The 20629-nt window shown below is 63.6% G+C and carries 19 protein-coding genes; 11 read left to right on the plus strand and 8 right to left on the minus strand.

Annotated elements, in window-relative coordinates:
- The first annotated feature begins 32 nt into the window (after nt 1-32).
- Complete coding sequence (locus H147_RS0101510) at nt 33-1403, plus strand: glutamate--cysteine ligase (protein ID WP_019953566.1); 1371 nt, start codon at nt 33-35, stop codon at nt 1401-1403.
- Between the two features lie 58 nt (nt 1404-1461).
- Here the strand turns inward: H147_RS0101510 and plsY are convergent, their stop codons facing one another.
- Genes plsY through H147_RS0101535 form a run of 5 tightly spaced genes read right to left on the minus strand, consistent with a single transcriptional unit; the run spans nt 1462 to nt 5408 of the window.
- Complete coding sequence (plsY, locus tag H147_RS0101515; protein WP_019953567.1) at nt 1462-2067, minus strand: glycerol-3-phosphate 1-O-acyltransferase PlsY; 606 nt, start codon at nt 2065-2067, stop codon at nt 1462-1464.
- A complete protein-coding gene (gene pyrC, locus H147_RS0101520) occupies nt 2068-3351 on the minus strand; it encodes a dihydroorotase (RefSeq protein WP_019953568.1) in 1284 nt (427 codons plus the stop codon).
- Nucleotides 3352-3373: 22 nt separating this feature from the next.
- Entirely contained in the window at nt 3374-3880 is a 507-nt protein-coding gene (locus tag H147_RS0101525; RefSeq protein WP_019953569.1) for a hypothetical protein, read from the minus strand.
- Nucleotides 3877-4452: a hypothetical protein gene (locus tag H147_RS0101530; protein ID WP_019953570.1), complete on the minus strand. Its 576-nt coding sequence runs from the start codon at nt 4450-4452 to the stop codon at nt 3877-3879. Before H147_RS0101530 ends, H147_RS0101525 begins: the two co-directional genes overlap by 4 nt.
- Complete coding sequence (locus H147_RS0101535) at nt 4452-5408, minus strand: aspartate carbamoyltransferase catalytic subunit (protein ID WP_019953571.1); 957 nt, start codon at nt 5406-5408, stop codon at nt 4452-4454. The genes H147_RS0101530 and H147_RS0101535 overlap by 1 nt, the downstream gene beginning before the upstream one ends.
- Nucleotides 5409-5512: 104 nt before the next feature.
- Between H147_RS0101535 and H147_RS0101540 the strand changes: the two genes are divergently transcribed.
- The 4 genes from H147_RS0101540 (at nt 5513) to H147_RS0101555 (ending at nt 11744) form a co-directional block, all read left to right on the plus strand.
- The gene (locus H147_RS0101540) at nt 5513-6286 is read left to right on the plus strand and encodes a uracil-DNA glycosylase (protein WP_019953572.1); all 774 of its coding nucleotides are present in this window, start codon (nt 5513-5515) and stop codon (nt 6284-6286) included.
- Nucleotides 6283-6825: a molybdenum cofactor biosynthesis protein B gene (moaB, locus tag H147_RS0101545; RefSeq protein WP_019953573.1), complete on the plus strand. Its 543-nt coding sequence runs from the start codon at nt 6283-6285 to the stop codon at nt 6823-6825. The genes H147_RS0101540 and moaB overlap by 4 nt, the downstream gene beginning before the upstream one ends.
- A gap of 72 nt (nt 6826-6897) precedes the next feature.
- Nucleotides 6898-8349, plus strand: coding sequence for an efflux RND transporter periplasmic adaptor subunit (locus tag H147_RS0101550; protein WP_019953574.1), 1452 nt, complete (start codon nt 6898-6900; stop codon nt 8347-8349).
- Nucleotides 8349-11744, plus strand: a complete 3396-nt coding sequence (locus H147_RS0101555; RefSeq protein ID WP_019953575.1) for an efflux RND transporter permease subunit — start codon at nt 8349-8351, stop codon at nt 11742-11744. Before H147_RS0101550 ends, H147_RS0101555 begins: the two co-directional genes overlap by 1 nt.
- Here the strand turns inward: H147_RS0101555 and H147_RS0101560 are convergent.
- Nucleotides 11741-12538: a protein-disulfide reductase DsbD domain-containing protein gene (locus H147_RS0101560; RefSeq protein ID WP_019953576.1), complete on the minus strand. Its 798-nt coding sequence runs from the start codon at nt 12536-12538 to the stop codon at nt 11741-11743. The two genes, H147_RS0101555 and H147_RS0101560, sit on opposite strands and share 4 nt — an antisense overlap.
- 104 nt (nt 12539-12642) lie before the next feature.
- Between H147_RS0101560 and H147_RS0101565 the strand changes: the two genes are divergently transcribed.
- The gene (locus tag H147_RS0101565) at nt 12643-13212 is read left to right on the plus strand and encodes a YqgE/AlgH family protein (RefSeq protein WP_019953577.1); all 570 of its coding nucleotides are present in this window, start codon (nt 12643-12645) and stop codon (nt 13210-13212) included.
- On the opposite strand, the gene H147_RS0101570 is transcribed toward H147_RS0101565, so the two are convergent.
- A complete protein-coding gene (locus H147_RS0101570) occupies nt 13209-13769 on the minus strand; it encodes a TlpA family protein disulfide reductase (RefSeq protein WP_019953578.1) in 561 nt (186 codons plus the stop codon). The two genes, H147_RS0101565 and H147_RS0101570, sit on opposite strands and share 4 nt — an antisense overlap.
- A 14-nt stretch (nt 13770-13783) precedes the next feature.
- On the opposite strand from H147_RS0101570, the gene argH reads away from it, so the two are divergent.
- The 5 genes from argH (at nt 13784) to H147_RS0101595 (ending at nt 19663) form a co-directional block, all read left to right on the plus strand.
- Nucleotides 13784-15172 carry an argininosuccinate lyase gene (gene argH, locus H147_RS0101575; RefSeq protein WP_019953579.1) on the plus strand — a complete coding sequence of 463 codons (1389 nt, stop codon included), beginning with the start codon at nt 13784-13786 and terminating at the stop codon, nt 15170-15172.
- Nucleotides 15169-15342 (plus strand): hypothetical protein, encoded by a 174-nt coding sequence (locus H147_RS21125; protein ID WP_019953580.1) that lies wholly within the window; start codon nt 15169-15171, stop codon nt 15340-15342. Before argH ends, H147_RS21125 begins: the two co-directional genes overlap by 4 nt.
- 1 nt (nt 15343) lies before the next feature.
- Nucleotides 15344-15682, plus strand: a complete 339-nt coding sequence (locus tag H147_RS0101585) for a DUF2834 domain-containing protein (protein WP_019953581.1) — start codon at nt 15344-15346, stop codon at nt 15680-15682.
- A gap of 73 nt (nt 15683-15755) precedes the next feature.
- Nucleotides 15756-17024, plus strand: coding sequence for a diaminopimelate decarboxylase (gene lysA, locus H147_RS0101590; RefSeq protein WP_019953582.1), 1269 nt, complete (start codon nt 15756-15758; stop codon nt 17022-17024).
- Between the two features lie 44 nt (nt 17025-17068).
- On the plus strand, nt 17069-19663 hold the full coding sequence (locus tag H147_RS0101595; RefSeq protein WP_026352159.1) for a TIGR02302 family protein: 2595 nt from the start codon (nt 17069-17071) through the stop codon (nt 19661-19663).
- Here H147_RS0101595 and H147_RS0101600 read toward each other — a convergent pair.
- A complete protein-coding gene (locus H147_RS0101600) occupies nt 19654-20475 on the minus strand; it encodes a zinc-ribbon domain-containing protein (RefSeq protein ID WP_110570884.1) in 822 nt (273 codons plus the stop codon). The two genes, H147_RS0101595 and H147_RS0101600, sit on opposite strands and share 10 nt — an antisense overlap.
- Between the last annotated feature and the right edge of the window lie 154 nt (nt 20476-20629).

Here is a 20629-nt window from a genome sequence, read left to right on the forward strand (position 1 = left end):
ACGTCCCCTGTCCTCTGAACGGAGCCTTCCCGATGTCCATCCCACAAACCGGCGGCGGCCCGATCGAACATCACGACCAGTTGGCCGAATTGCTGGCGAAAGGGTGCAAACCCAAGGACGAATGGCGCATCGGGACCGAGCATGAAAAATTCGGCTATTGCGTCGATACGCTGCAACCCTTGCCCTATGAGGGCGACCGGTCCATCAAGGCCGTGCTGGAGGCGTTGCACAGCCGGTTCGCGTGGGACCGCGTGGAAGAGGACGGCAAGATCATCGGCCTGACCAAGGACGGCGCGAATGTCAGCCTTGAACCGGGCGGCGCGCTGGAACTGTCCGGCGCACCCTTGGAGACCATCCACCAGACCTGCGACGAGGTGAACAGCCATCTGGCCGAGGTCAAGGCCGTGTCCGACGAGATCGGCGTGCGCTTCATTGGTCTGGGGGCGGCGCCGGTCTGGACGCATGACCAGATGCCGCTGATGCCCAAAGGGCGTTACAAGCTGATGGACCGCTATATGCAATCGGTGGGGACAATGGGCACCGCGATGATGCGCCGGACGTGCACCGTGCAGGTGAACCTCGATTTCGGATCAGAGGCGGATATGGTCCAGAAAATGCGCGTGGGTGTGGCCTTGCAGCCTGTGGCGACCGCATTGTTCGCCAATTCGCCCTTCTTTGAAGGCAAGCCCAACGGGCATAAATCATGGCGCGCCCGCATCTGGCGCGATCTGGATGCCAGCCGCACCGGCATGGTGCCGTTCATCTTCGACGAAGACTTCGGGTTCGAGGCCTGGGTGCAATGGGTTCTCGATGTGCCGATGTATTTCGTCTATCGCGACGGCAAATATATCGACGCGCTGGGCATGTCGTTTCGGGATTTTCTGCGCGGCGAACTGCCAGCCCTGCCCGGTGAAAAGCCGCGCATGTCCGACTGGGCCGATCACCTGACCACCGTTTTCCCCGAAGCGCGGATGAAACAATACATCGAGATGCGCGGTGCGGATGGCGGCCCGTGGCGGCGGTTGTGCGCGCTGCCCGCGTTCTGGACGGGGCTGATGTATGACCAGACCGCGCTGGATGCCGCGTGGGACCTGTGCAAGAACTGGACCGCCGCACAGCGCGACGCTTTGCGGGTCGCCGCATCGGTGGACGGATTGCAGGCGCAGGTCGACGGGATCGACATGCATGCACTTGCGCGCGAGGTCGTGGCGATTTCCGAGGCTGGCCTGAAAGCCCGCGCCCTTCCCGGCGCCGGTGGTCTCGTGCCGGACGAGACGCATTTCCTCAATGCGGTCAAGGAAACGGTCGAGACCGGCAAGACACCGGCGGATGAATTGCTGGACCATTACCACGGCGACTGGGCCGGTGATCTGGACAGGATCTATACGGAATACAGCTATTAGGGCTGCGCGCTGCGCGCTTGCTGCCTCTGGCGGGGATATTTCGGCTCGGAAGATGGGGCTATTTCGCCCCGATCTTGCTTTCGGTCTTGTTGCGCAGACGCTGGATGTTACCCCAGTGGCGCGCATAGATCAGCAGGCAGAGGGCCGCGGCCAGAACGGATGCCATGCCATATCCCGCGAAGGCCATCACGATCGGCACCCAGCCCGCCGCGACCAAGGCGGCCAGTGACGAATAGCGCGTGATCACCGCCACGGCGAGCCAGATCGCGCAGGCCGCCAGGCCCATCGGCCAAGCCAGCGCCAGCAGGATACCCAGATAGGTCGCAACCCCCTTGCCACCCCTGAAGCCCAGCCAGACCGGAAAGCAATGGCCGATGAAGGCCATGAGTGCGGCCAGTTGCACTGCATCCTCGGGCGCTGCGGCGCGCGCGGCCAGCACGGCGATTGCACCCTTGCCTGCGTCAAAGATCAGCGTCAGAGCGGCGGCTTTCTTGTTGCCAGTGCGCAGCACATTCGTGGCCCCGATATTGCCCGACCCTATGTTGCGCAGATTGCCCAGCCCCATCAGCCGCGCCATGATCACCCCGCCGGGGATCGACCCCAGCAGATAGCCGACAGCGCCCCAGAGTGCCAGCACGGCCGCGCCGCTTTCCAAGATGGGCATTTATGCGGTCCCCCAGATGCGGGTGCCGTCCACCCATGTGCCAATCACCTTGCCTTGCAGACGCGCGCCGTCAAAGGGGGTGTTTTTCGATTTCGACTGCAATGTCGTCCGGTCCAGCTGGAACGGCGCGTCGGGATCGAACAGCACCAGATCGGCGGGCGCACCGGCCAGCATCCGCCCCGCTGCAAGCCCCAAGAGGTGTGCAGGGTTCAGCGCCAGCGCGCGGAACAGGCGCGGCAGGTCGATCTGGCCTGCATGATAAAGCCGCAGTGCTGCGGGCAGCAGGGTTTCCAAGCCCACGGCGCCGCTTGCGGCCTCCTCATACGGCAGGCGTTTGCTTTCTTCGTCCTGCGGCGTGTGCATCGAACAGATCACGTCGATCAGCCCTTCGGCCACGGCCTGCACTACGGCTGTGCGGTCATCCTCGGACCGCAGCGGCGGGGTCAGTTTGAAAAACGTCCGGTAATCGGCCACATCCATGTCGTTCAGCGTCAGGTGGTGGATGCTGACGCCCGCCGTGATCCGCAGCCCGTTGCGCTTGGCGCGTTCCAGCGCGGGCAGGGCGCGGGCGGTGGTGATCTGGTCGATATGATAGCGCGCGCCGGTCATTTCCAGCAGGCTGATATCCCGGTCGAGCGCCATGCGTTCCGCCATCGGCGACACACCAGGCAGGCCGCGCAAGGACGCGAATTTCCCGGTCGTGACCACGGCCCCTTCGGACAGGCCGGGGTCCTGCACATGGCCGATCACCAGCGCATCGAGCGCGCGCGCATAGCTTAGCGCGCGGGCGATCACCTTGGTTTTGGTCACCACATGGTCGCAATCGGTGAAGGCGACGGCACCCGCATCGGACAAAAGCCCGATCTCGGTCATTTCCTGGCCGTCGCGCCCTTTGGTCAGTGCCGCCATCGGCAGCACATGCACAGGCGCATCCAGCTGCGCGCGGCGCGCGACGAATTCCAGCTTTTCGGGCGTGTCGATGGCGGGGTCCGTGTCGGGCCGCGTGACGATCGTCGTGACGCCCCCCGCCGCTGCCGCGCGGCCAGCGGAACGAAAGGATTCCTTGTGCCGCTCGCCCGGTTCGGAGACTTTCACGCCGATGTCGATGATCCCGGGCGCCAGACACATGCCGCCGCAATCGACGACTTTCGCGCCGACGGGGGGGGTCGCTTCGCTACCTGTCACGTCATGGATCAGCCCGTCCACAACAAGAACGCAGCCCGGCGCATCGGTCAGGGCGACCGGGTCGATGATGCGCGCATTGGCAAAGAAAGTGGCGGTCATGCGTTGGTTTCCTTGCTAGGGGTCATCCGCCGACCCAGACCATCAGCCCGACCAATGCGAACATGATCAGCAAGGCGATTGTTGCGATCATCCCGCTCATCCTTGCATCGGATTTACGCGGCTTGGCGGGCGGTCCGGTCAGTGCGCCCGCACCCGAGGCCGATGTCAGCTTTTCAGGAGGGGTGATCGCGGGTGTTTCGCGCAGGACCGTCACCAACGTGGTGTCCGCGGGCAGGTCGATCTGCTGCGCCTGTCCGCCGAAGGCCCGCGACATGACCAGCAGGATCGTCCCCTGGACATGCCGCAGCATGGCGTCCTGCGCGGGTGTCAGCGGCAGGTCATAGCCTTGCCGGATCAGGTCTGGCAACGGCACGGCGGCACGCTGGGCAGGGGTGATCACATCGACGAAATCCAAGTTGAGCGCGACCGGCCCGATGATTGTCGCTGCTGTCAGCGCGTCAGAGGCGGGGCCGGTATGGGCCAGCACGTAAAGGGCACCGTGGTCATTGGCGGGGATGGTCAGGGTCATGCGCTTCTCTTTTGTATGGCGCGGATCAGCGCGAACACCTCTTGCCCGTCGGCAAGGCGCGCGAAGCCCACGTCCTGTGCGATCAGGCCACCTTCGCCATCGCGGATGGCGGTTTTCTTGAACAGCACGCGGTCCAGCGGGCCTTTTTCAAGCGTGACTGCGTCATCCTGTGCGATCACAAAGCTGTCCACACGGGTCGTCCAGAGATGGCGCGCGATATACGCGCGTTTGTCGCTGATGGCATAGCCGGTGACGCGCGGCCCGATATAGGCGGTGATCCACGCGCCGATGGTCAAGGCCAGCCCTGACAGGAGCGCAACCACCGCGCCCAGACCGTTCAGCAGGTTGCCCATGAAACCGCTGGCCGCATCAGGTTGGCGCGCGTCGTCGAACAGGCCCTGAATAAGCGTATAGCCCACAAAAAGCAGCATCGCGCCCACTGCGGAGGGGACGATCAGGCGCGAGGGCGTCGCGAACCCCGGTACAGGTGCGCTGTGCCAAAGCAACGTTTCGTCAGGGGCCAGATGGCGCTGCCAGTCGATCCAGGGGGCGGGGTTCGCTTGAGCGTTCATCAGACCATCACGCTTTTGTCGCGCCGCGCCTCGCGCAGGTTGCGGGCCAGCAAGTCCATCGCTGCCATGCGCACGGCGACACCCATTTCCACCTGTTTCTGGATGACGGATCGGTTGATGTCATCGGCGATCGTCCCGTCAATCTCGACCCCGCGGTTCATCGGGCCGGGGTGCATGACGATGGCGTCGGGTTTCGCGTGGGACAGCTTGGCCGCATCAAGACCGTAGCGGTGGAAATATTCCCGCTCGGACGGGATGAAACCGCCGTCCATCCGTTCCTTTTGCAGGCGCAGCATCATGACGACATCGACGTCCTGCAAGCCTTTCACCATGTCGTCGAACACCTCGACCCCGAAATCGGCAATGCCTGCGGGCATCAGCGTCGGCGGCCCGATCAGGCGGATGCGGTTTTCCATCTTGCCCAGCAGCATGATGTTGGACCGCGCGACGCGGCTATGCGCGATGTCGCCGCAGATCGCGATGTTCAGGCGGTGCAACCGGCCCTTGGCGCGACGAATGGTCAGCGCATCAAGCAGCGCCTGTGTGGGATGTTCATGCCGCCCGTCGCCTGCGTTCAGCACGGCGCAATTCACCTTTTGCGCCAAAAGGTCCACAGCACCCGATTGTGGGTGGCGCACGACCAGCAGATCAGGGCGCATCGCGTTCAGCGTCAGCGCCGTGTCGATCAGCGTTTCGCCTTTTTTGATGGATGACGCCTGCATCCCCATGTTCATTACATCCGCCCCAAGCCTTTTGCCCGCCAGTTCGAAACTGGCCTGCGTCCGGGTGGAGTTTTCGAAAAACATGTTGATCTGGGTCAGACCGGCCAGCACCTCGCGGTGGGCAAGGCCACGCGTGTTGTGGTCGGCATAGGTATCGGCAAGGTCCAGAAGCGTCGTGATCTCTGTCGGATGCAGCGGTTCGATCCCCAGAAGATGCCGTGCGCGGAATGTCATGCGGTGATCCTTTGCCGTCGTCCGGTGGGTTATAGGCTGCCCACCCGCAGGCTTCAATGCCGCAGGCCCTGCCCAAATGCCGCGATTGCGCCTAATGTCGCTGCATGGATTCGCAAGACACATATTGGCAGGACCGCGCGGCGCTGGAATGGCAGGTCGAGCTGGGCGCGACCGATGCGATCCTCGATGCGCCGGTGGACCGCTATGCGCTCGATCCGGTCCCGGTGAAATCCGCGCCTGTGGCCGAGGTGGCGGCCCCGGCTGTTGCCCGCGAACTGGACCCCGTCGCCGTCGCGCGCGCCGCCGCCGCCGCCGCCGCCGATCTGCCCGCCTTGGCCACAGCGATGGCCGCCTTCGAGCATTGCGAGATCAAGCGCGGTGCCCGTCATGCCGTCTTCGCCGATGGCCAGCCCGGCGCGCGGGTGATGATCGTGGGCGAGGCTCCGGGGCGCGAAGAGGACCGCGCAGGCAAGCCTTTCGTGGGGCAGGCAGGCCAGTTGCTGGACCGGATGCTGGCTGCGATCAATATGGGGCGCGCGCATGAAAAGAGGGACCGTGCAGTCTATATCACCAATGTCATGCCGTGGCGGCCCCCGTCGAACCGCACGCCCGATGCCGATGAAATCGCGATGATGCTGCCGTTTCTGGAACGCCATATCGCGCTTGCCGATCCGCAAATCATCGTGCTGATGGGCAACACGCCCTGTCAGGCATTGCTTGGACAAAAGGGCATCACCGCGCTGCGTGGCACATGGACCACGGCGCTGGGCAAACCCTGCCTGCCGATGTTCCACCCCGCCTATCTTTTGCGCAATACCGCCGCCAAGCGCGAGGCTTGGGCCGACCTTCTGGCCCTGAATGCAAGGTTGAAGACATGAGCCGGATCGACGAGACCAAAGACTTTATCCCCGTGCGCATCGCCTTGCTGACGGTCAGCGATACCCGCACGCTGGCCGACGACACATCCGGCCAGACCCTTGTCGACCGGATCGAGGCGGCGGGCCATCATGTCGCCGAACGCATGATCCTGCCCGATGAACGCGACCAGATCGCGCATCAATTGCGGGTCTGGTGCATGAATGCGCATGTGGATGTCGTCATCTCGACAGGGGGCACCGGCCTGACGGGGCGCGATGTGACGGTCGAGGCGCACCGCGATGTTTACGAGAAGGAGATCGACGCCTTCGGGACGATCTTTACCATCGTTTCGATGCAAAAGATCGGCACCAGCGCTGTCCAAAGCCGCGCGACGGCGGGTGTGGCGCATGGCACCTATCTGTTCGCCCTGCCCGGATCGCCGGGGGCCTGCCGCGATGCCTGGGACGAAATTCTAGGCCGTCAGCTCGATTTCCGGCATCGGCCCTGTAACTTTGTCGAGATCATGCCCCGATTGGACGAACATTTGCGACGGAAATGATCCTGTCTGTCGTATCACTGGACAGACTGCCGCGCGCGCCCATGTCTTGAAGGCGGCAAAAAGGACGATCAAATGCGATTTCTGCGACGAAGCCTGACGGGTATCTTCCTGTTGTCGGTCACGCTGGTGCTTTTGGCATGGGCGGGAAACACCGTGCGCGGTGCCGTCGAGGCGCGCCTGAACGCGGAACCCCGCAGCTTTCCGCAGCGGGAACGGGAATTCAGCGTCAATGTAGTGACGCTGGCGGCGCAGACCATCGTGCCCGAACTTGTCGTCTTTGGCGAATTACGCAGCCAGCGCACGCTGGACCTGCGGTCTGCCACGGGTGGCACGGTGCTGGAGGCATCGGATGCGCTTGTCGAAGGCGGCAGCGTGACGGCAGGGCAGCTTTTGCTGCGGATCGATCCGGTCGAGGCGCAAGAGGCGCTGGCGCGCATCCGCGCCGATGTGCAGGATGCGCAGGCCGAATTGCGCGATGCCGAACGCGCGCTGGCACTCGGGCAGGACGAACTGGCTGCAGCGCGCGCGCAGGCGGCCTTGCGTGATCAGGCGCTCGCGCGCGCGCTCGATCTGCAAGGGCGCGGTGTCGGCACGACGGCAGCTGTCGAGGATGCCGAACTTGCCGCCTCCAGCGCTGCGGCGGCGGTGCTGACGCGCAGGCAATCCATCGCCACCGCCGAGGCGCGGATCGATCAGGCAACGACCCGCCTTGCCCGCGTGCAGATCGACCTTGCCCAGGCCGAGCGGAACCTTGCCGAAACCGAAATCAGGGCGGCCTTTGACGGCACCCTGACCGATGTCACCGTCAGCCCCGGCGGGCGCTTGACGGCCAACGAAATGTTCGCGCGGCTGGTGGACCCGACCGCGCTCGAAGTCGCGTTTCGTGTTGCGACCTCGCAATATGCGCGGCTCTTGGACGACACCGGGTCTCTGACGCGTGCGCCTGTGAGCGTGGCGCTGGATGCCTCTGGCGTGAACCTGACCGCTGCAGGCCGGATCACCCGCGAAGGCGCCAGCGTTGGCGCGGGCCAGACCGGGCGGCAGCTTTTCGCACAGATCGACAGTGCGCCGGGCTTGCGCCCCGGCGATTTCGTGACAGTGCGGATCGCCGAACCTGCGCTGGATGATGTGGCCCTGTTGCCGGCCACGGCAGTCGGATCGGATCAGATGATCCTGACCGTCGATGCCGAGGACCGTTTGCAACCTCAGCCCGTCGATGTGCTGCGCCGGCAGGGGGATGATGTCATCATCGCCGCCGCGGGCCTTGCGGGGCTGAACGTGGTGATGGAACGCTCGCCCTTGCTGGGGGCGGGGATCAAGGTGCGTCCAATCCGCCCCGGCGTCGTCGAAGAAGAAACCGCGCAGATGATCATGCTTGATGCCGACCGGCGCGCGCGGCTGATCGCCTATGTGGCCGAAGGGCAGATGCCTGACAACGTCAAGGCGCGGATCATCGCGCAACTGGAACAGGACGAGGTGTCGTCCGAAACCGTGGAGCGGCTGGAAAGCCGGATGGGCAGTTGATGGCCACTGGCGGTGACAGGCTGACGGCGGGGGCAGGCGGCATCCTGTCCTATTTCACGCGGCACCGGACGGCGGCGAACCTGCTTTTGGTGCTGATGCTGGCGGCGGGCATGCTGGCCGTGCCCAACATGCGCGCCCAGTATTTCCCCGATGTCGTGGTCGACAATATCACGGTCAATGTCGGTTGGTCCGGTGCCGGTGCCGAAGATGTGGACGCGGCCATCGTGCAGGTGCTGGAACCCGTGTTGCTGGCGGTCGAAGGGGTAGCCTCGTCATCGTCCCGCGCGACCGAAGGCAGCGCGCGGATCACGCTGGAATTCGAGCCGGGTTATGACATCGACCGCGCCGCCGAGGATGTGCAGCTGGCCGTCGATAGCGCCAGCAACCTGCCAGACGACGCCGATGACCCCAGCGTGCGGCGCGGGGGCTGGTCGGACCGGGTCACCGATGTCGTCATCTCGGGGCCGGTCGGGGTGGACCAGTTGGGGCGCTTTGCGGATGAACTTGCGGCGCGTCTGTTCGCCCAAGGCGTCACCCGCGTAGTGGTGCAGGGCGTCGCAGCACCTTCGATCCTTGTCGAAGTGCCGTCACTGTCGCTGATCGAACATGATATCGGCATGGCCGATATCGCCCAGCGCATCGCCGAGGAAACCGCCGCCTCCCCTGCTGGTGACGTGTCGGCGAACGCACGCCTGCGCACGGGTGTCGCCCGCCGCAGCGCCGAGGATATCGGTGCCATCGCGCTGCGCGCCAATCCTGACGGATCGTTCCTGACCATCGCCGATGTGGCCGACCTGCGGGTCGAAGGCATCGACCGCAACCGCGCCTATTTCGTCGGCCCAGACCCTGCGATCAAGGTCATCGTCCAGCGGTCCGCCAGCGGCGATGCCATCGGATTGCAGCGCAGCGTCGAACAGGTGGCAGCGGAACTGGAGGCCTCCTTGCCCGAGGGTGTCACGATCCAGCTGACCAACGCGCGCGCCGAACAGATCACGGGGCGGTTGAACATCTTGCTGACCAATGGCGCGACGGGTCTGGCGCTGGTCGTCGCACTGTTGTTCCTGTTCCTGAACGCGCGCACGGCTTTCTGGGTGGCGGCGGGTATTCCCGTGGCGATGCTGGCGGCGGTGGCGCTGATGTGGGCGGCGGGTATCACGTTCAACATGATCTCGCTTTTTGCGCTGATCATCACGCTGGGGATCGTGGTCGATGACGCGATTGTCGTGGGCGAACATGCGGATTTCCGGGTCAGGCAGCTGAAGGAAACCCCCACCGTCGCCGCCGAAAACGCGGCACGGCGGATGTTCAGCCCGGTGTTTTCGGCCAGTGTGACGACGATCATCGCCTTTTTCGGGCTGGTCGCCATCGGCGGGCGGTTCGGCGACCTTATCGCGGATATTCCCCATACCGTGATCGTCGTGCTGATCGCCAGTCTGGTTGAATGTTTCCTGATCCTGCCGAACCACCTGTCGCATGCCATCGCGCATTCGGCCAAGGATCACTGGTATGACAAGCCATCTCGGGTCGTGAACCGCGGCTTTGACTGGTTCCGCTTCACACTGTTCAAACCCTTCATGGCGCTGGTGATCCGTGCGCGCTATCCGGTCGTCGCACTGGCGATTGTGACCCTCGCATCCTCGGTCGCGCTGGTCATTCGCGGCGATGTCGCGTGGCGGTTCTTCAACGCGCCCGAGCAAAGCGAAGTGACCGGCAATTTCGCCATGCTGCCCGGTGCCACCCGCGAGGATACGTTCGAGATGATGCGCGAGATGCAGCGCGCGACCGAGGCGCTGGGCGCGCAGTACGAGGCCGAATACGGGATCAACCCGATCCTGATCGCCATCGCCGAGATTGGCGGCAATTCCGGGCGCGCGATTGCGGGGGCCGAAACCAAAGACGCCGACCAATTGGGCGCGATCACCATCGAACTGATCGACGCCGACAGCCGCCCCTATGGCAGCAATGCCTTTGTCAGCGCCTTGCAGGAAAGCATTGTGCAGCATCCGATGGCCGAAACCGTCAGTTTCCGCAGTTGGGGATCGGGGCCGAGTGCGGACGGTCTGGATATCCAGTTGTTCGGCGCGGACAGCGAGACGCTCAAGGCCGCCGCCGAGGCATTGAAAGCCGAACTGGCGCAATTTGCCGAAGTGTCCGGGCTGGAGGATTCGCTGTCCTACGACAAGGAAGAACTGGTGCTGCAACTGACCCCGCAGGGGCAGGCGCTGGGTCTGAGCATCGAGGCGCTGGGCCGCGTGTTGCGCAACACGCTAGGCGGGATCGAGGCGGCGACCTTCCCCGATGGCAGCCGGTCCGCCACGATCCGCGTGCAATTGCCCGATGCCGAACTGACGGCCGATTTTCTGGACCGCACGCAGGTGCGCACGGGCGACGGCGTGTACGTGGCGCTTGCCGATGTGGTCACCACACAGACCCGCACCGGATTTTCGACCGTCCGCCGCGAAAACGGAATCCAGCTGATTTCCGTGACCGGCGCGCTGGATGGCGAGGATGCGGCGCGTGCGACCGACATCCAGCAGATCATCACCGGCGACATCCTGCCCCGCCTGCAAAGCAATTTCGGGATCGAAACACAATTGTCGGGCCAAAGCGAACAGGAACGCCAGTTCCTGTCGGACGCGCAGGTCGGGCTGACGCTGGTGCTGCTGGGCATCTACCTGACGCTGGCGTGGATTTTCAGCAGTTGGACGCGCCCGCTTGTCGTGATGTCGATCATCCCCTTCGCGCTGGTCGGTACGATCTACGGGCATTACTTCTGGGGCATCCCGATGAGCCTGTTCACTGTTGTCGGCCTGATCGGCATGGTCGGGATCATCATCAACGACAGTATCGTGCTGGTGACGACGGTGGACGAATACGCACAGGACCGTGGGCTGGTGCCTGCCATCATCGACGGCACGGTGGACCGTCTGCGCGCCGTGCTGCTGACGACGCTGACCACGGTACTGGGCCTTGCGCCGCTGCTTTATGAACGCTCGACGCAGGCCGAATTCCTGAAACCGACAGTGGTGACGCTTGTGTTCGGGCTGGCCTTCGGGATGGTGCTGGTGCTGCTGGTGGTGCCGTCGATCATGGCGATGCAGGCCGATATCGCGCGGCAGGTGCAATCGGCCCAGCGCGCACTGCGGGGCAGGCGCGCCGCCATGCTGGTGCCGGCCGCATTTGGGGCTGTCGTCGCCGCGATGCTGTTTGCAGCACTTGTCCTGCCGCTGCTGGTGACCGGCGCACCTTGGGCGCCGATGCGTGATGTCGTGCCGTTGCTTGCTGGTGGGTTCGGCCCTGCGCTTGGGTTGTTCACGCTGGCGCTGCTGGTGGTTCTTGTGCTGATCTATGCCGTCGCAATGGCCGCCGCGATCACACGCCGCCTACGGACTTAATGCGCCGTACAGCCCTGAATATCCACGGCCTTGTCATCGCCCAGAACGGTGATCCGCACTGTCGATCGGTCCAGCGCGAATGGCTGGCCCGTGACATGCACAAGGTCCACGACCGCGCTCAGCGTGCCGCCATCGCGGTGGACATGCGGTTCGGACACCCAGACTTGCGGATCGCCCGTTTCGATGACGACGATTTCCTCTGCCGCCGTTGGGGCCATCTCGATGCTGGCGGTCATTTGCAACCCGTCACTGATCGGGGTCAATGCACAGGTCACGGCGGCAACATGGGCCTCGGTCTTGGTCAGCGGGCGGTCCCGCAATGCCGCAAGGATCGCGGGGTCGGACGACCCTTCCGATGGCAGCAACGCCGCAAAGTCGAGCGTGACCGGAATGCAGATTTCATCGCAGACCCCGATTTCGATCTGGCCCGCCATGCTGATCGCGGTGCCATCATCCGGGACGGTCAGGCGCAACGGAAAGATCACGCTGTCCTCGTAGCCGATCGAACGCATCCCGAAATCCTCATAGACTTCAGGGACCGGAAAATGTGGCTGAACCGCGGTGATATCCACGCCCGAAAACGCAAAAGCCGGTGGGATGCCGCTGTCGCCCGGGGCGCGCCAATAGGTTTTCCAGCCTTCGGCTAGATCAATCCGCAGCGCCGCGACATGGGTGCCATCCGCCTCTCGCCAGCCGGGCAGCACAGTGACGGTCGCAAGGTCATCGAGCGACTGGCCAAAGCCGGTCGCAGGCAGGCCACACAGGGCGAGAGGGATCAGCAAAATCTTGCGCATTCGTCTTATCTGGGCGATTCCGGCTGACATGAAAAGTCACGTTTGGGCGAGTGCGTGACATGTTGTGGCTTGCGCGAAACACCCGCCGCGCGCATTCTTGCGGCATGGATCAAAGCGCCATTCAACTTGCCGGAAAGCTGCTGATCGCCATGCCGGACATGGCTGATCCGCGTTTTGCCAATAGCGTGATCTACATGTGCGCGCATTCGGATGACGGTGGCATGGGCCTGATCGTTAACAAGCCGCAGACGCAGGTTCGGTTTACCGAATTGCTGGACCAGATGCAGGTTCCCCACGACCCGGACACACGTGATATTCGCGTTCATATCGGCGGCCCGGTCGAAAGCGGGCGAGGTTTCGTGCTGCATTCGTTGGATTACAGGTCCGGTTTAGGGACGTTGCAGGTCGACGACCGGATCGGCATGACTGCGACCATGGATGTGCTCGAAGACATCGCCGCTGGGCGTGGCCCGGCGCAGGCGATGCTGGCGCTGGGCTATGCAGGCTGGGGGCCGGGGCAGCTGGAACAGGAAATCCGCCAGAACGGCTGGCTGACCTGCGATCCGCGTGACGACATCATCTTTGGCCGCGCCAATGACCACAAATGGTCGGGGGCGCTGAAACTCCTTGGTATCGACCCGCTTTTGTTGTCCGCGACGGCGGGGCACGCCTAGCTGGGACCATTCAGCAGCGCGGTGATGATCGCGACAGCGCTGTCGCTCGACCAATCCGCCTCGCCCTGCATGCGCGCGATTTCCATGCCGTCAGGGTCAAGGATCAGCGTCACGGGCAGGCCGAGCACGCCCATGCTGCGCGCGAACCGCTGGCGGGCATCGGTGTGCAGCGGCAGGTTGTCGACGCCGATCTCGTCAAGGAACCTTTGCATCGCGGGCAGCGGGTTGGGGCCGACGGCGACTGTCACCACCTCGAAATCATCGCCGCCAAGGTCGCTTTGCAGGGCAGACAGATGCGGCATCTCTACCCTGCAAGGCGCGCACCACGTCGCCCAGAAGTTCAGCACGACATAGCGGCCTTGCAGATCGGCCAGCACCATTTCGCTGCCGTCTTCATGGGTAAAGGGCGTGTCCGTCGTGGCCACTGGCGCGGAATGGAACACCAGCTTGCGCATGTCGCCGGTCCGCAGATCAGCGATATCGGCAGGCTGAGCCGCGCCAAGGTTTGCAACACCCAGCAGGGCCGTATAAAGCAGGGCTGACATCAATTGACGCATGGGCGCATTCCTTCATGACCAAGAACGCAAACACGATGTGGGGCGGCCGTTTCGCCGCCGGACCGGACGCGATCATGGAGGCGATCAACGCCTCGATCGGGTTCGACCGCCGTCTGGCACCGCAAGACATCGCCGGTTCGCGTGCCCATGCCGCCATGTTGGCCGCCTGTGGCATCATTTCAAATACAGACGCTGATGCGATCAGGAAAGGCCTTCTCACCGTATTGTCAGAGATTGAAACGGGCGATTTTCCGTTCTCGACCGCGCTCGAAGACATTCACATGAACGTGGAATCGCGTCTGCGAGACCTGATCGGCGAACCGGCGGGCCGGTTGCACACCGCGAGGTCGCGCAACGACCAGGTGGCGGTGGATTTCCGGCTTTGGGTGCGTGATCAATGCGATCAGGCGGATGCGGCGCTTGCGGCTTTGCAGAAATCCCTGCTCGGTCAGGCAGAGGCGGGGGCGGATTGGGTGATGCCCGGCTTCACGCATCTGCAAACCGCCCAGCCGGTGACATGGGGCCATCACATGCTGGCCTATGTCGAGATGCTGGCGCGGGATCGGGGCCGTTTCGCCGATGCGCGCAAACGCATGAACCTGTCACCTTTGGGCGCTGCGGCGCTGGCGGGCACCTCCTTCCCCATCGACCGGCACATGACGGCGGAGGCCTTGGGGTTCGATGGCCCGATGGCCAATTCGCTCGACGCCGTCAGCGACCGCGATTTCGCGCTGGAGTTTCTGGCAGCGGCCAGCATCTGTGCGATGCACCTCAGCCGTCTGGCCGAGGAGCTGGTGATCTGGTCATCGGCGCAATTCCGGTTCGTGAAGATGTCGGACAAATGGTCCACCGGATCATCCATCATGCCGCAGAAACGCAACCCTGACGCCGCCGAGTTGATCCGCGCCAAGATCGGGCGGATTTTCGGGGCGAACGTCGCACTGATGACGGTGATGAAAGGGCTGCCGCTGACCTATTCCAAGGACATGCAGGAAGACAAGGAACAGACTTTCGACGCCGCCGATAGCCTGATGCTGGCGCTGGCCGCGATGACGGGCATGGTGGCCGACATGACCGCCAACCGCGACGTGCTGAAATCTGCGGCCAGCAGCGGGTTTTCCACCGCGACCGATCTGGCCGACTGGCTGGTGCGTGAACTGGGCCTGCCGTTCCGCGAGGCGCATCACGTCACCGGATCGCTGGTCGCTCTGGCCGAATCCAAAGGCTGCGACCTGCCGGACCTGACCCTTGCGGACATGCAGGGCGTGCATGCCGGCATCAGGCAGGATGTGTTCGATGTCTTGGGGGTTGAAAATTCGGTGGCTTCGCGCACAAGCTACGGTGGCACGGCGCCTGCACAGGTCCGCGCACGGATCGCAGCCTGGAAAGAGGTTCTGACATGAAACGCCTGACCCTGATCGCGGCCATTGCCGCTTTGGCCGCCTGCGGTGCCGATGCGCCGCCGATGACACCCAATGCCAACGTCGGCCTAAGTCTCGGGACAGGTGGCGTTTCGACGAACGCCAGCGTCGGTGCCAGCAACGGCAGGTTTTCAGTAGGGTTGGGTCTGTAGGATGCGCAACGTCTGGCTGGCACTGGCGGTCTGGGGCACGATCCACCCGATGTATTATTTCATCTCGTGGTTTCAGGCGAATACTTGGGACATCATGGCGATGGTCGATGCATGGCACGCCAATGCCGCGTCAAGCGGTTTGGTCTGGGATCTGACCATTGCTGCGGTGACGCTGACAATCTGGGTGATCTACGAATCCCTGTCGACCCGCAATTTTTTAAGCCTGCTCGCTATTCCAGCGACCTTCATGATCGGGGTGAGCTGCGGGTTGCCGCTTTACCTCTATCTGCGCAGCCGTGTCGTCTATACGCGCGACAAACATATGGTGCGCAATTACTGATACGTTTTGCGGGCTTGGTCTTTGGCGCGGCTCTGCTATGTCCCGTCAGGACACTGGATAAGGGCCGCAAGGCATGGATCATTTTCTCTACCGCAACGGCGCGCTTTATGCCGAAGATGTCCCCGTCGCGGATATCGCCGCCGCTGTCGGAACGCCGTTTTATGTCTATTCCACCGCAACCCTGACACGGCATTTCCAGCTGTTCGACGATGCCTTGGGCTTTGCCGACCATCTGGTGTGTTTCGCGATGAAATCTTTGTCCAATATCGCCGTGCTGCGGGTGCTGGCACAGGCGGGCGCGGGCATGGATGTGGTGTCGGGCGGCGAATACCTGCGCGCCAAGGCCGCAGGCGTGCCCGGCGAAAGAATCGTGTTTTCCGGCGTGGGCAAGACAGCGGATGAAATGCGTCTCGCGCTCGAAGGCGGCATCCGCCAGTTCAACGTCGAAAGCGAACCCGAGATGGTGGCGCTGAACGCGGTGGCGCAATCCTTGGGAAAGGTGGCCCCAATCACCCTGCGCATCAATCCCGATGTCGATGCAAAAACCCATGCGAAAATCGCCACTGGCAAATCCGAAAACAAATTCGGCATCCCCATTTCGCGTGCGCGCGAGGTTTATGCGCTGGCCGCCACCCTGCCGGGGCTGAAGGTCGTGGGCATCGACGTGCATATCGGGTCGCAACTGACCGAACTGGCCCCGTTCGAGGCCGCCTATGCCAAGGTCGCGGAATTGACCGAAACCTTGCGTGCGGATGGTCACGAGATCACCCGCCTTGATCTGGGCGGCGGTCTGGGTATCCCCTATGCACGCTCGAACGACGCACCACCGCTGCCGTCCGATTATGGCGCGATGATCGAACGCACGCTGGGTCATCTGGGCTGCGAGATCGAGATCGAACCGGGCCGCCTGATTTCGGGCAATGCGGGGCTGATGGTGTCCAAGGTCATCTACGTCAAATCCGGCGAAGACCGCGATTTCCTGATCCTTGATGGTGCGATGAACGACCTGATCCGCCCTGCGATGTACGACGCATGGCACGATATTGTCCCCGTGGTCGAACCCGTCCCCGGTACGGACCCTGCGCGTTATGATATCGTGGGGCCTGTTTGCGAAAGTGGCGACACCTTCGCAAAGGGCCGCGAGATCCCGCCGATGCAGGCGGGCGATCTTGTCGCATTCCGGTCTGCGGGCGCTTATGGTGCAGTCATGGCTTCGGAATACAATTCCCGCCCGCTGATCCCCGAAGTGCTGGTTCATGGCGATCAATTTGCAGTTATCCGCAAGCGTCCTAGCTATGAAGAGATGATCGCACGCGATAGCCTGCCAGAATGGCTGGACTGATCCACCAGAAGCGGAGAGTGACGCTGACACAAATCCCCGACCCGATGCGCCACCTGCGCCTGCCTGTCCGCCTCACGCGGATCGGAATGCTGGCTGAAAACGCAGTCCGGTGTTTCTGGCCGCTCTGGACCATCGGGTTTCTGTGTCTCGCACCCTTGATGATGGGCTGGCAGGATATCCTGCCGCTCGAGGTGGTTTGGGCCTTTGCAGGGATCGGCGGGGTGGCGTTTGTCGCGGCCCTGATCTGGGGCCAGCGCCGTTTCCACATGCCCACGACGACCGAGGCGCTGGCCCGTGTCGATGCCGCCATGCCGGGCCGTCCGATTGCGGCTGTGGCGGATGTGCAGGCGATCGGCGCCTCCGATCCTGCGTCGATCGCTGTCTGGCAGGCGCATGTCGCACGCATGGCCGAACGCACGAAATCCGCCCGCGCCATTGAACCCGACCTGCGGATCGCGGACCGCGACCCTTACGGACTGCGGTTCATCGCGGTCCTGTTCTTTGTCACGGCGCTGCTGTTCGGGTCGTTCCTGCGCGTGGCGTCGGTCGGTGACATCGTCACGGGACCGTCTGCCGCGGTGGCATCAGGGCCGATCTGGGAAGGCTGGGTCGAACCGCCCGCCTATACCGGCCGCCCGTCGCTATATCTCAACGACATTCCCGAAGGACCGTTGCAGGTGCCCGCTGGCAGCAAGGTCACCTTGCGCGTCTATGGCGAAGACGGCGGGCTCAGCCTGATCGAGGACGTTTCTGGCCGTGGTGAAGAAGCGATTCCCTTGGCCGATGGCCAGCAGCAGTTCGACATCGTCTATTCCGGTACATTGACGCTGGATGGTGAAAACGGGCGGCGCTGGCTGGTGACGGCGTTGGCGGACGAGCCTCCCTTCGTCACGCTGACCGAGCCGATCACAGCCGACGCCATGGGCGAGATGTCGCAGCCGTTCCGCGCCACCGATGATTATGGGATTGAAAGCGGCACCGCGACGATCGAGCTGGATCTTGCGGCGGTGGATCGTGTTTACGGGCTGACCACCGATCCTGACCCGATCGACCCGCTGGTGCTGGACCTGCCGATGCCGTTCACGGGTGACAGGTCGGAATTCGACGCCTTCCTTGTCGAAAACCTCAGCGAGCATCCTTTGGCAAACCTGCCGGTGACGCTGCAACTGGAGGTGACCGATGCGGCGGGCCAGACTGCAACGACAGCGGCAGAGCCGCTGATCCTGCCCGGGCGTCGTTTCTTTCAGCCCTTTGCCCGCGCGGTCATCGAACAGCGCCGCGACCTGATGTGGTCGCGCGACAACGCCCGCCGCGTGGGGCAGATCCTGCGCGCGATCTCGCACCGGCCCGACGATATCTTTACCTCTGAAACCATGTATCTGCGCCTGCGCACGATCATCCGGCGGATCGACAATACGATGCCGGTTGGCATGGATGACGAAGCCGAGGCCGAGATTGTGACTGCCCTATGGGACCTTGCAATCCAGTTGGAGGATGGCAGGCTTGCCGATGCCCGCGAACGCCTGCGCCGCGCGCAGGAACGGCTGGAAGAGGCGATGCGCAACGGCGCGTCCGATGCCGAAATCGCCGAACTGATGCAGGAATTGCGCGAAGCGACCAACGATTACATGCGCATGCTGGCCGAACAGGCCGAACCGGGCGACGGCACCGATCAGGCCGACAACAGCGAAAACGGCATGGAAATGTCCATGAGCGATCTTCAGGCCATGATGGACCGGATCGAGGAACTGATGCAGGAAGGCCGCATGGCCGAGGCGCAGGCGCTGATGGAAGAACTGAACCGCCTGATGGAAAACATGCGCGTGACGCAAGGCGAGGGTGGCGACGGGCCGCCAATGCCGGGCGAGCAGTCGATGCAGGATCTGGCCGAGACATTGCGCGATCAGCAGGACCTGTCCGATGATGCCTTCCGTGATCTGCAGGAAGGTTTCAATCAAGGGCAGCAGGGCCAGCAAGGCCAGCAGCAGGGACAACAGCCGGGCCAGCAGCAAGGGCAGCAGGGCCAAGGTCAGCAGGATGGCCAGCAGGGACCAGGCGGGCAGCAGGATGGCCAGCAGGGTCAGCCGGGTCAGGGTGGCCAGCTGGGCGAGGACGGGCAGGGATCCGGCAGCGACCAAGGTAGCCTGACCGAACGCCAGCAAGCGCTGCGACAGGAATTGCAGCGCCAGCGCGACGGTTTGCCCAACCTTCCGGGCGAAGCGGGCGAGGCCGCGCGCGGTTCGCTGGACCGGGCCGAAGGGGCGATGGAGGGTGCCGAAGAGGCGCTGCGCGGCGGTGATCTTGCCGAAGCGATCGACCGTCAGGCCGAAGCCTTGGATGCCCTGCGCAACGGGATGCGTGAGCTGGGGCAAGCTATGGCCGAAGCACAGACCGGCGAGACAGGCCAGAACGGCGAACAGGGAGAGGCCGCAGGCCGCGCGGTGCCGGGCCAGCGTGACCCGCTGGGCCGTGAAACCGGCAACACCGGCCAGATGGGCAGCGATCAGAACATGCTGGGCGGGATGGATATCAACCGCCGGGCCGCCGAATTGCTGGACGAAATCCGTCGGCGGTCAGCAGAACAGGAACGCCCCGAGGTCGAGCGTGACTATCTGCGCCGGTTGCTCGGTCAGTTCTGAACAGGCTCGTCGGCTGCGGTGAAGCCTGCGATCGTGTCGCCCAATGTCCCGATCACCTGATCAAGTCTCAGGCGTAGCTGGTCAACATTTGCCACATAGCTTGCCATGGTATCCTGTATCGGGGGGAAGGTTTGCGTGATCTGGTCTGCGAACACGTAAGGTGCGAACAGGATCGCGAACACCAGCAACACAAAGACAAAGCCGCGCCTGAAACCGCGCCGCTTGACGACCTCCTGTTCCTCTTCGGGGGTCAACTGGGGCTCGGTTGTCTGTGACCGGGCGCGCAGGCTGGTGTTGATCTCGTTCATGCCGGGCATGTCGCGCGGGTTTGTGTCGGCCTCTTCCGGCAGTTCGGGGATCACGACGCGGGGCGGTGCCGGTTCCACGCGGGATGCCGCGACGGTACCGGTTTCCGTTGGTTTCGGTGCAGGGGCGATGCGCACCCCGCCTTCGGCCTCGGTCATCTGGGCGATCCGCTTGCGGGTTTCTTCGGCGTCGATTGCGGGCTTTGGCGTGGTATCTTCCTGCGTCTTGGGCGGGCTTGAGGTGCTTGGCGCGCGCAATTGTTGTTCGCGTGCGGCCTCTTCTCGCAGGATGTCGCTGATCGACGGATCGACGGGTTTGCGCGCTGGCTGCGGTTCCTGCCGAGGTGCTGGTTCAGGCACCGAAAGGTCAGGCGCAGGCGCGAATTTCTTTTCGGTCTGGAACCATGTGTGGTTGCAGCTGGAGCATTGCACATCGCGACCACCTGCCGGGATCGCGTCATCCGCGACATCGTATTGCGCGCCACAATTCGGACAAATCAAACGCATTCTACTCTACCCTCTGACCGGCGACTTCGGTTTTGTTGTTCTGGTCCGCGCCAACCTAGCGATCAACCTGCCAAACGCAAAGGATTTGCGCAAGGCGGGATGCGGCCATCATTGAATCCCGCCGTGCTTTTAGGCAATACAGCAGCGGCAGGCA

The organism is Yoonia vestfoldensis DSM 16212 (assembly GCF_000382265.1).
In the GTDB taxonomy this organism is placed as follows: domain Bacteria; phylum Pseudomonadota; class Alphaproteobacteria; order Rhodobacterales; family Rhodobacteraceae; genus Yoonia; species Yoonia vestfoldensis.

Excerpts from the sequence above, each read along its gene's own strand:
- H147_RS0101550 (WP_019953574.1), top strand. The coding sequence starts at position 6,898 with ATGCGATTTCTGCGACGAAGCCTGACGGGTATCTTCCTGTTGTCGGTC.
- H147_RS21125 (WP_019953580.1), top strand. The coding sequence starts at position 15,169 with ATGAAACGCCTGACCCTGATCGCGGCCATTGCCGCTTTGGCCGCCTGC.
- H147_RS0101595 (WP_026352159.1), top strand. The coding sequence starts at position 17,069 with ATGCGCCACCTGCGCCTGCCTGTCCGCCTCACGCGGATCGGAATGCTG.
- pyrC (WP_019953568.1), bottom strand. The coding sequence starts at position 3,351 with ATGACCGCCACTTTCTTTGCCAATGCGCGCATCATCGACCCGGTCGCC.
- H147_RS0101535 (WP_019953571.1), bottom strand. The coding sequence starts at position 5,408 with ATGACATTCCGCGCACGGCATCTTCTGGGGATCGAACCGCTGCATCCG.
- H147_RS0101540 (WP_019953572.1), top strand. The coding sequence starts at position 5,513 with ATGGATTCGCAAGACACATATTGGCAGGACCGCGCGGCGCTGGAATGG.
- H147_RS0101530 (WP_019953570.1), bottom strand. The coding sequence starts at position 4,452 with ATGAACGCTCAAGCGAACCCCGCCCCCTGGATCGACTGGCAGCGCCAT.
- H147_RS0101555 (WP_019953575.1), top strand. The coding sequence starts at position 8,349 with ATGGCCACTGGCGGTGACAGGCTGACGGCGGGGGCAGGCGGCATCCTG.
- moaB (WP_019953573.1), top strand. The coding sequence starts at position 6,283 with ATGAGCCGGATCGACGAGACCAAAGACTTTATCCCCGTGCGCATCGCC.
- H147_RS0101600 (WP_110570884.1), bottom strand. The coding sequence starts at position 20,475 with ATGCGTTTGATTTGTCCGAATTGTGGCGCGCAATACGATGTCGCGGAT.
- H147_RS0101570 (WP_019953578.1), bottom strand. The coding sequence starts at position 13,769 with ATGCGTCAATTGATGTCAGCCCTGCTTTATACGGCCCTGCTGGGTGTT.
- H147_RS0101525 (WP_019953569.1), bottom strand. The coding sequence starts at position 3,880 with ATGACCCTGACCATCCCCGCCAATGACCACGGTGCCCTTTACGTGCTG.
- H147_RS0101510 (WP_019953566.1), top strand. The coding sequence starts at position 33 with ATGTCCATCCCACAAACCGGCGGCGGCCCGATCGAACATCACGACCAG.
- argH (WP_019953579.1), top strand. The coding sequence starts at position 13,784 with ATGACCAAGAACGCAAACACGATGTGGGGCGGCCGTTTCGCCGCCGGA.
- H147_RS0101565 (WP_019953577.1), top strand. The coding sequence starts at position 12,643 with ATGGATCAAAGCGCCATTCAACTTGCCGGAAAGCTGCTGATCGCCATG.
- plsY (WP_019953567.1), bottom strand. The coding sequence starts at position 2,067 with ATGCCCATCTTGGAAAGCGGCGCGGCCGTGCTGGCACTCTGGGGCGCT.
- H147_RS0101585 (WP_019953581.1), top strand. The coding sequence starts at position 15,344 with ATGCGCAACGTCTGGCTGGCACTGGCGGTCTGGGGCACGATCCACCCG.
- lysA (WP_019953582.1), top strand. The coding sequence starts at position 15,756 with ATGGATCATTTTCTCTACCGCAACGGCGCGCTTTATGCCGAAGATGTC.
- H147_RS0101560 (WP_019953576.1), bottom strand. The coding sequence starts at position 12,538 with ATGCGCAAGATTTTGCTGATCCCTCTCGCCCTGTGTGGCCTGCCTGCG.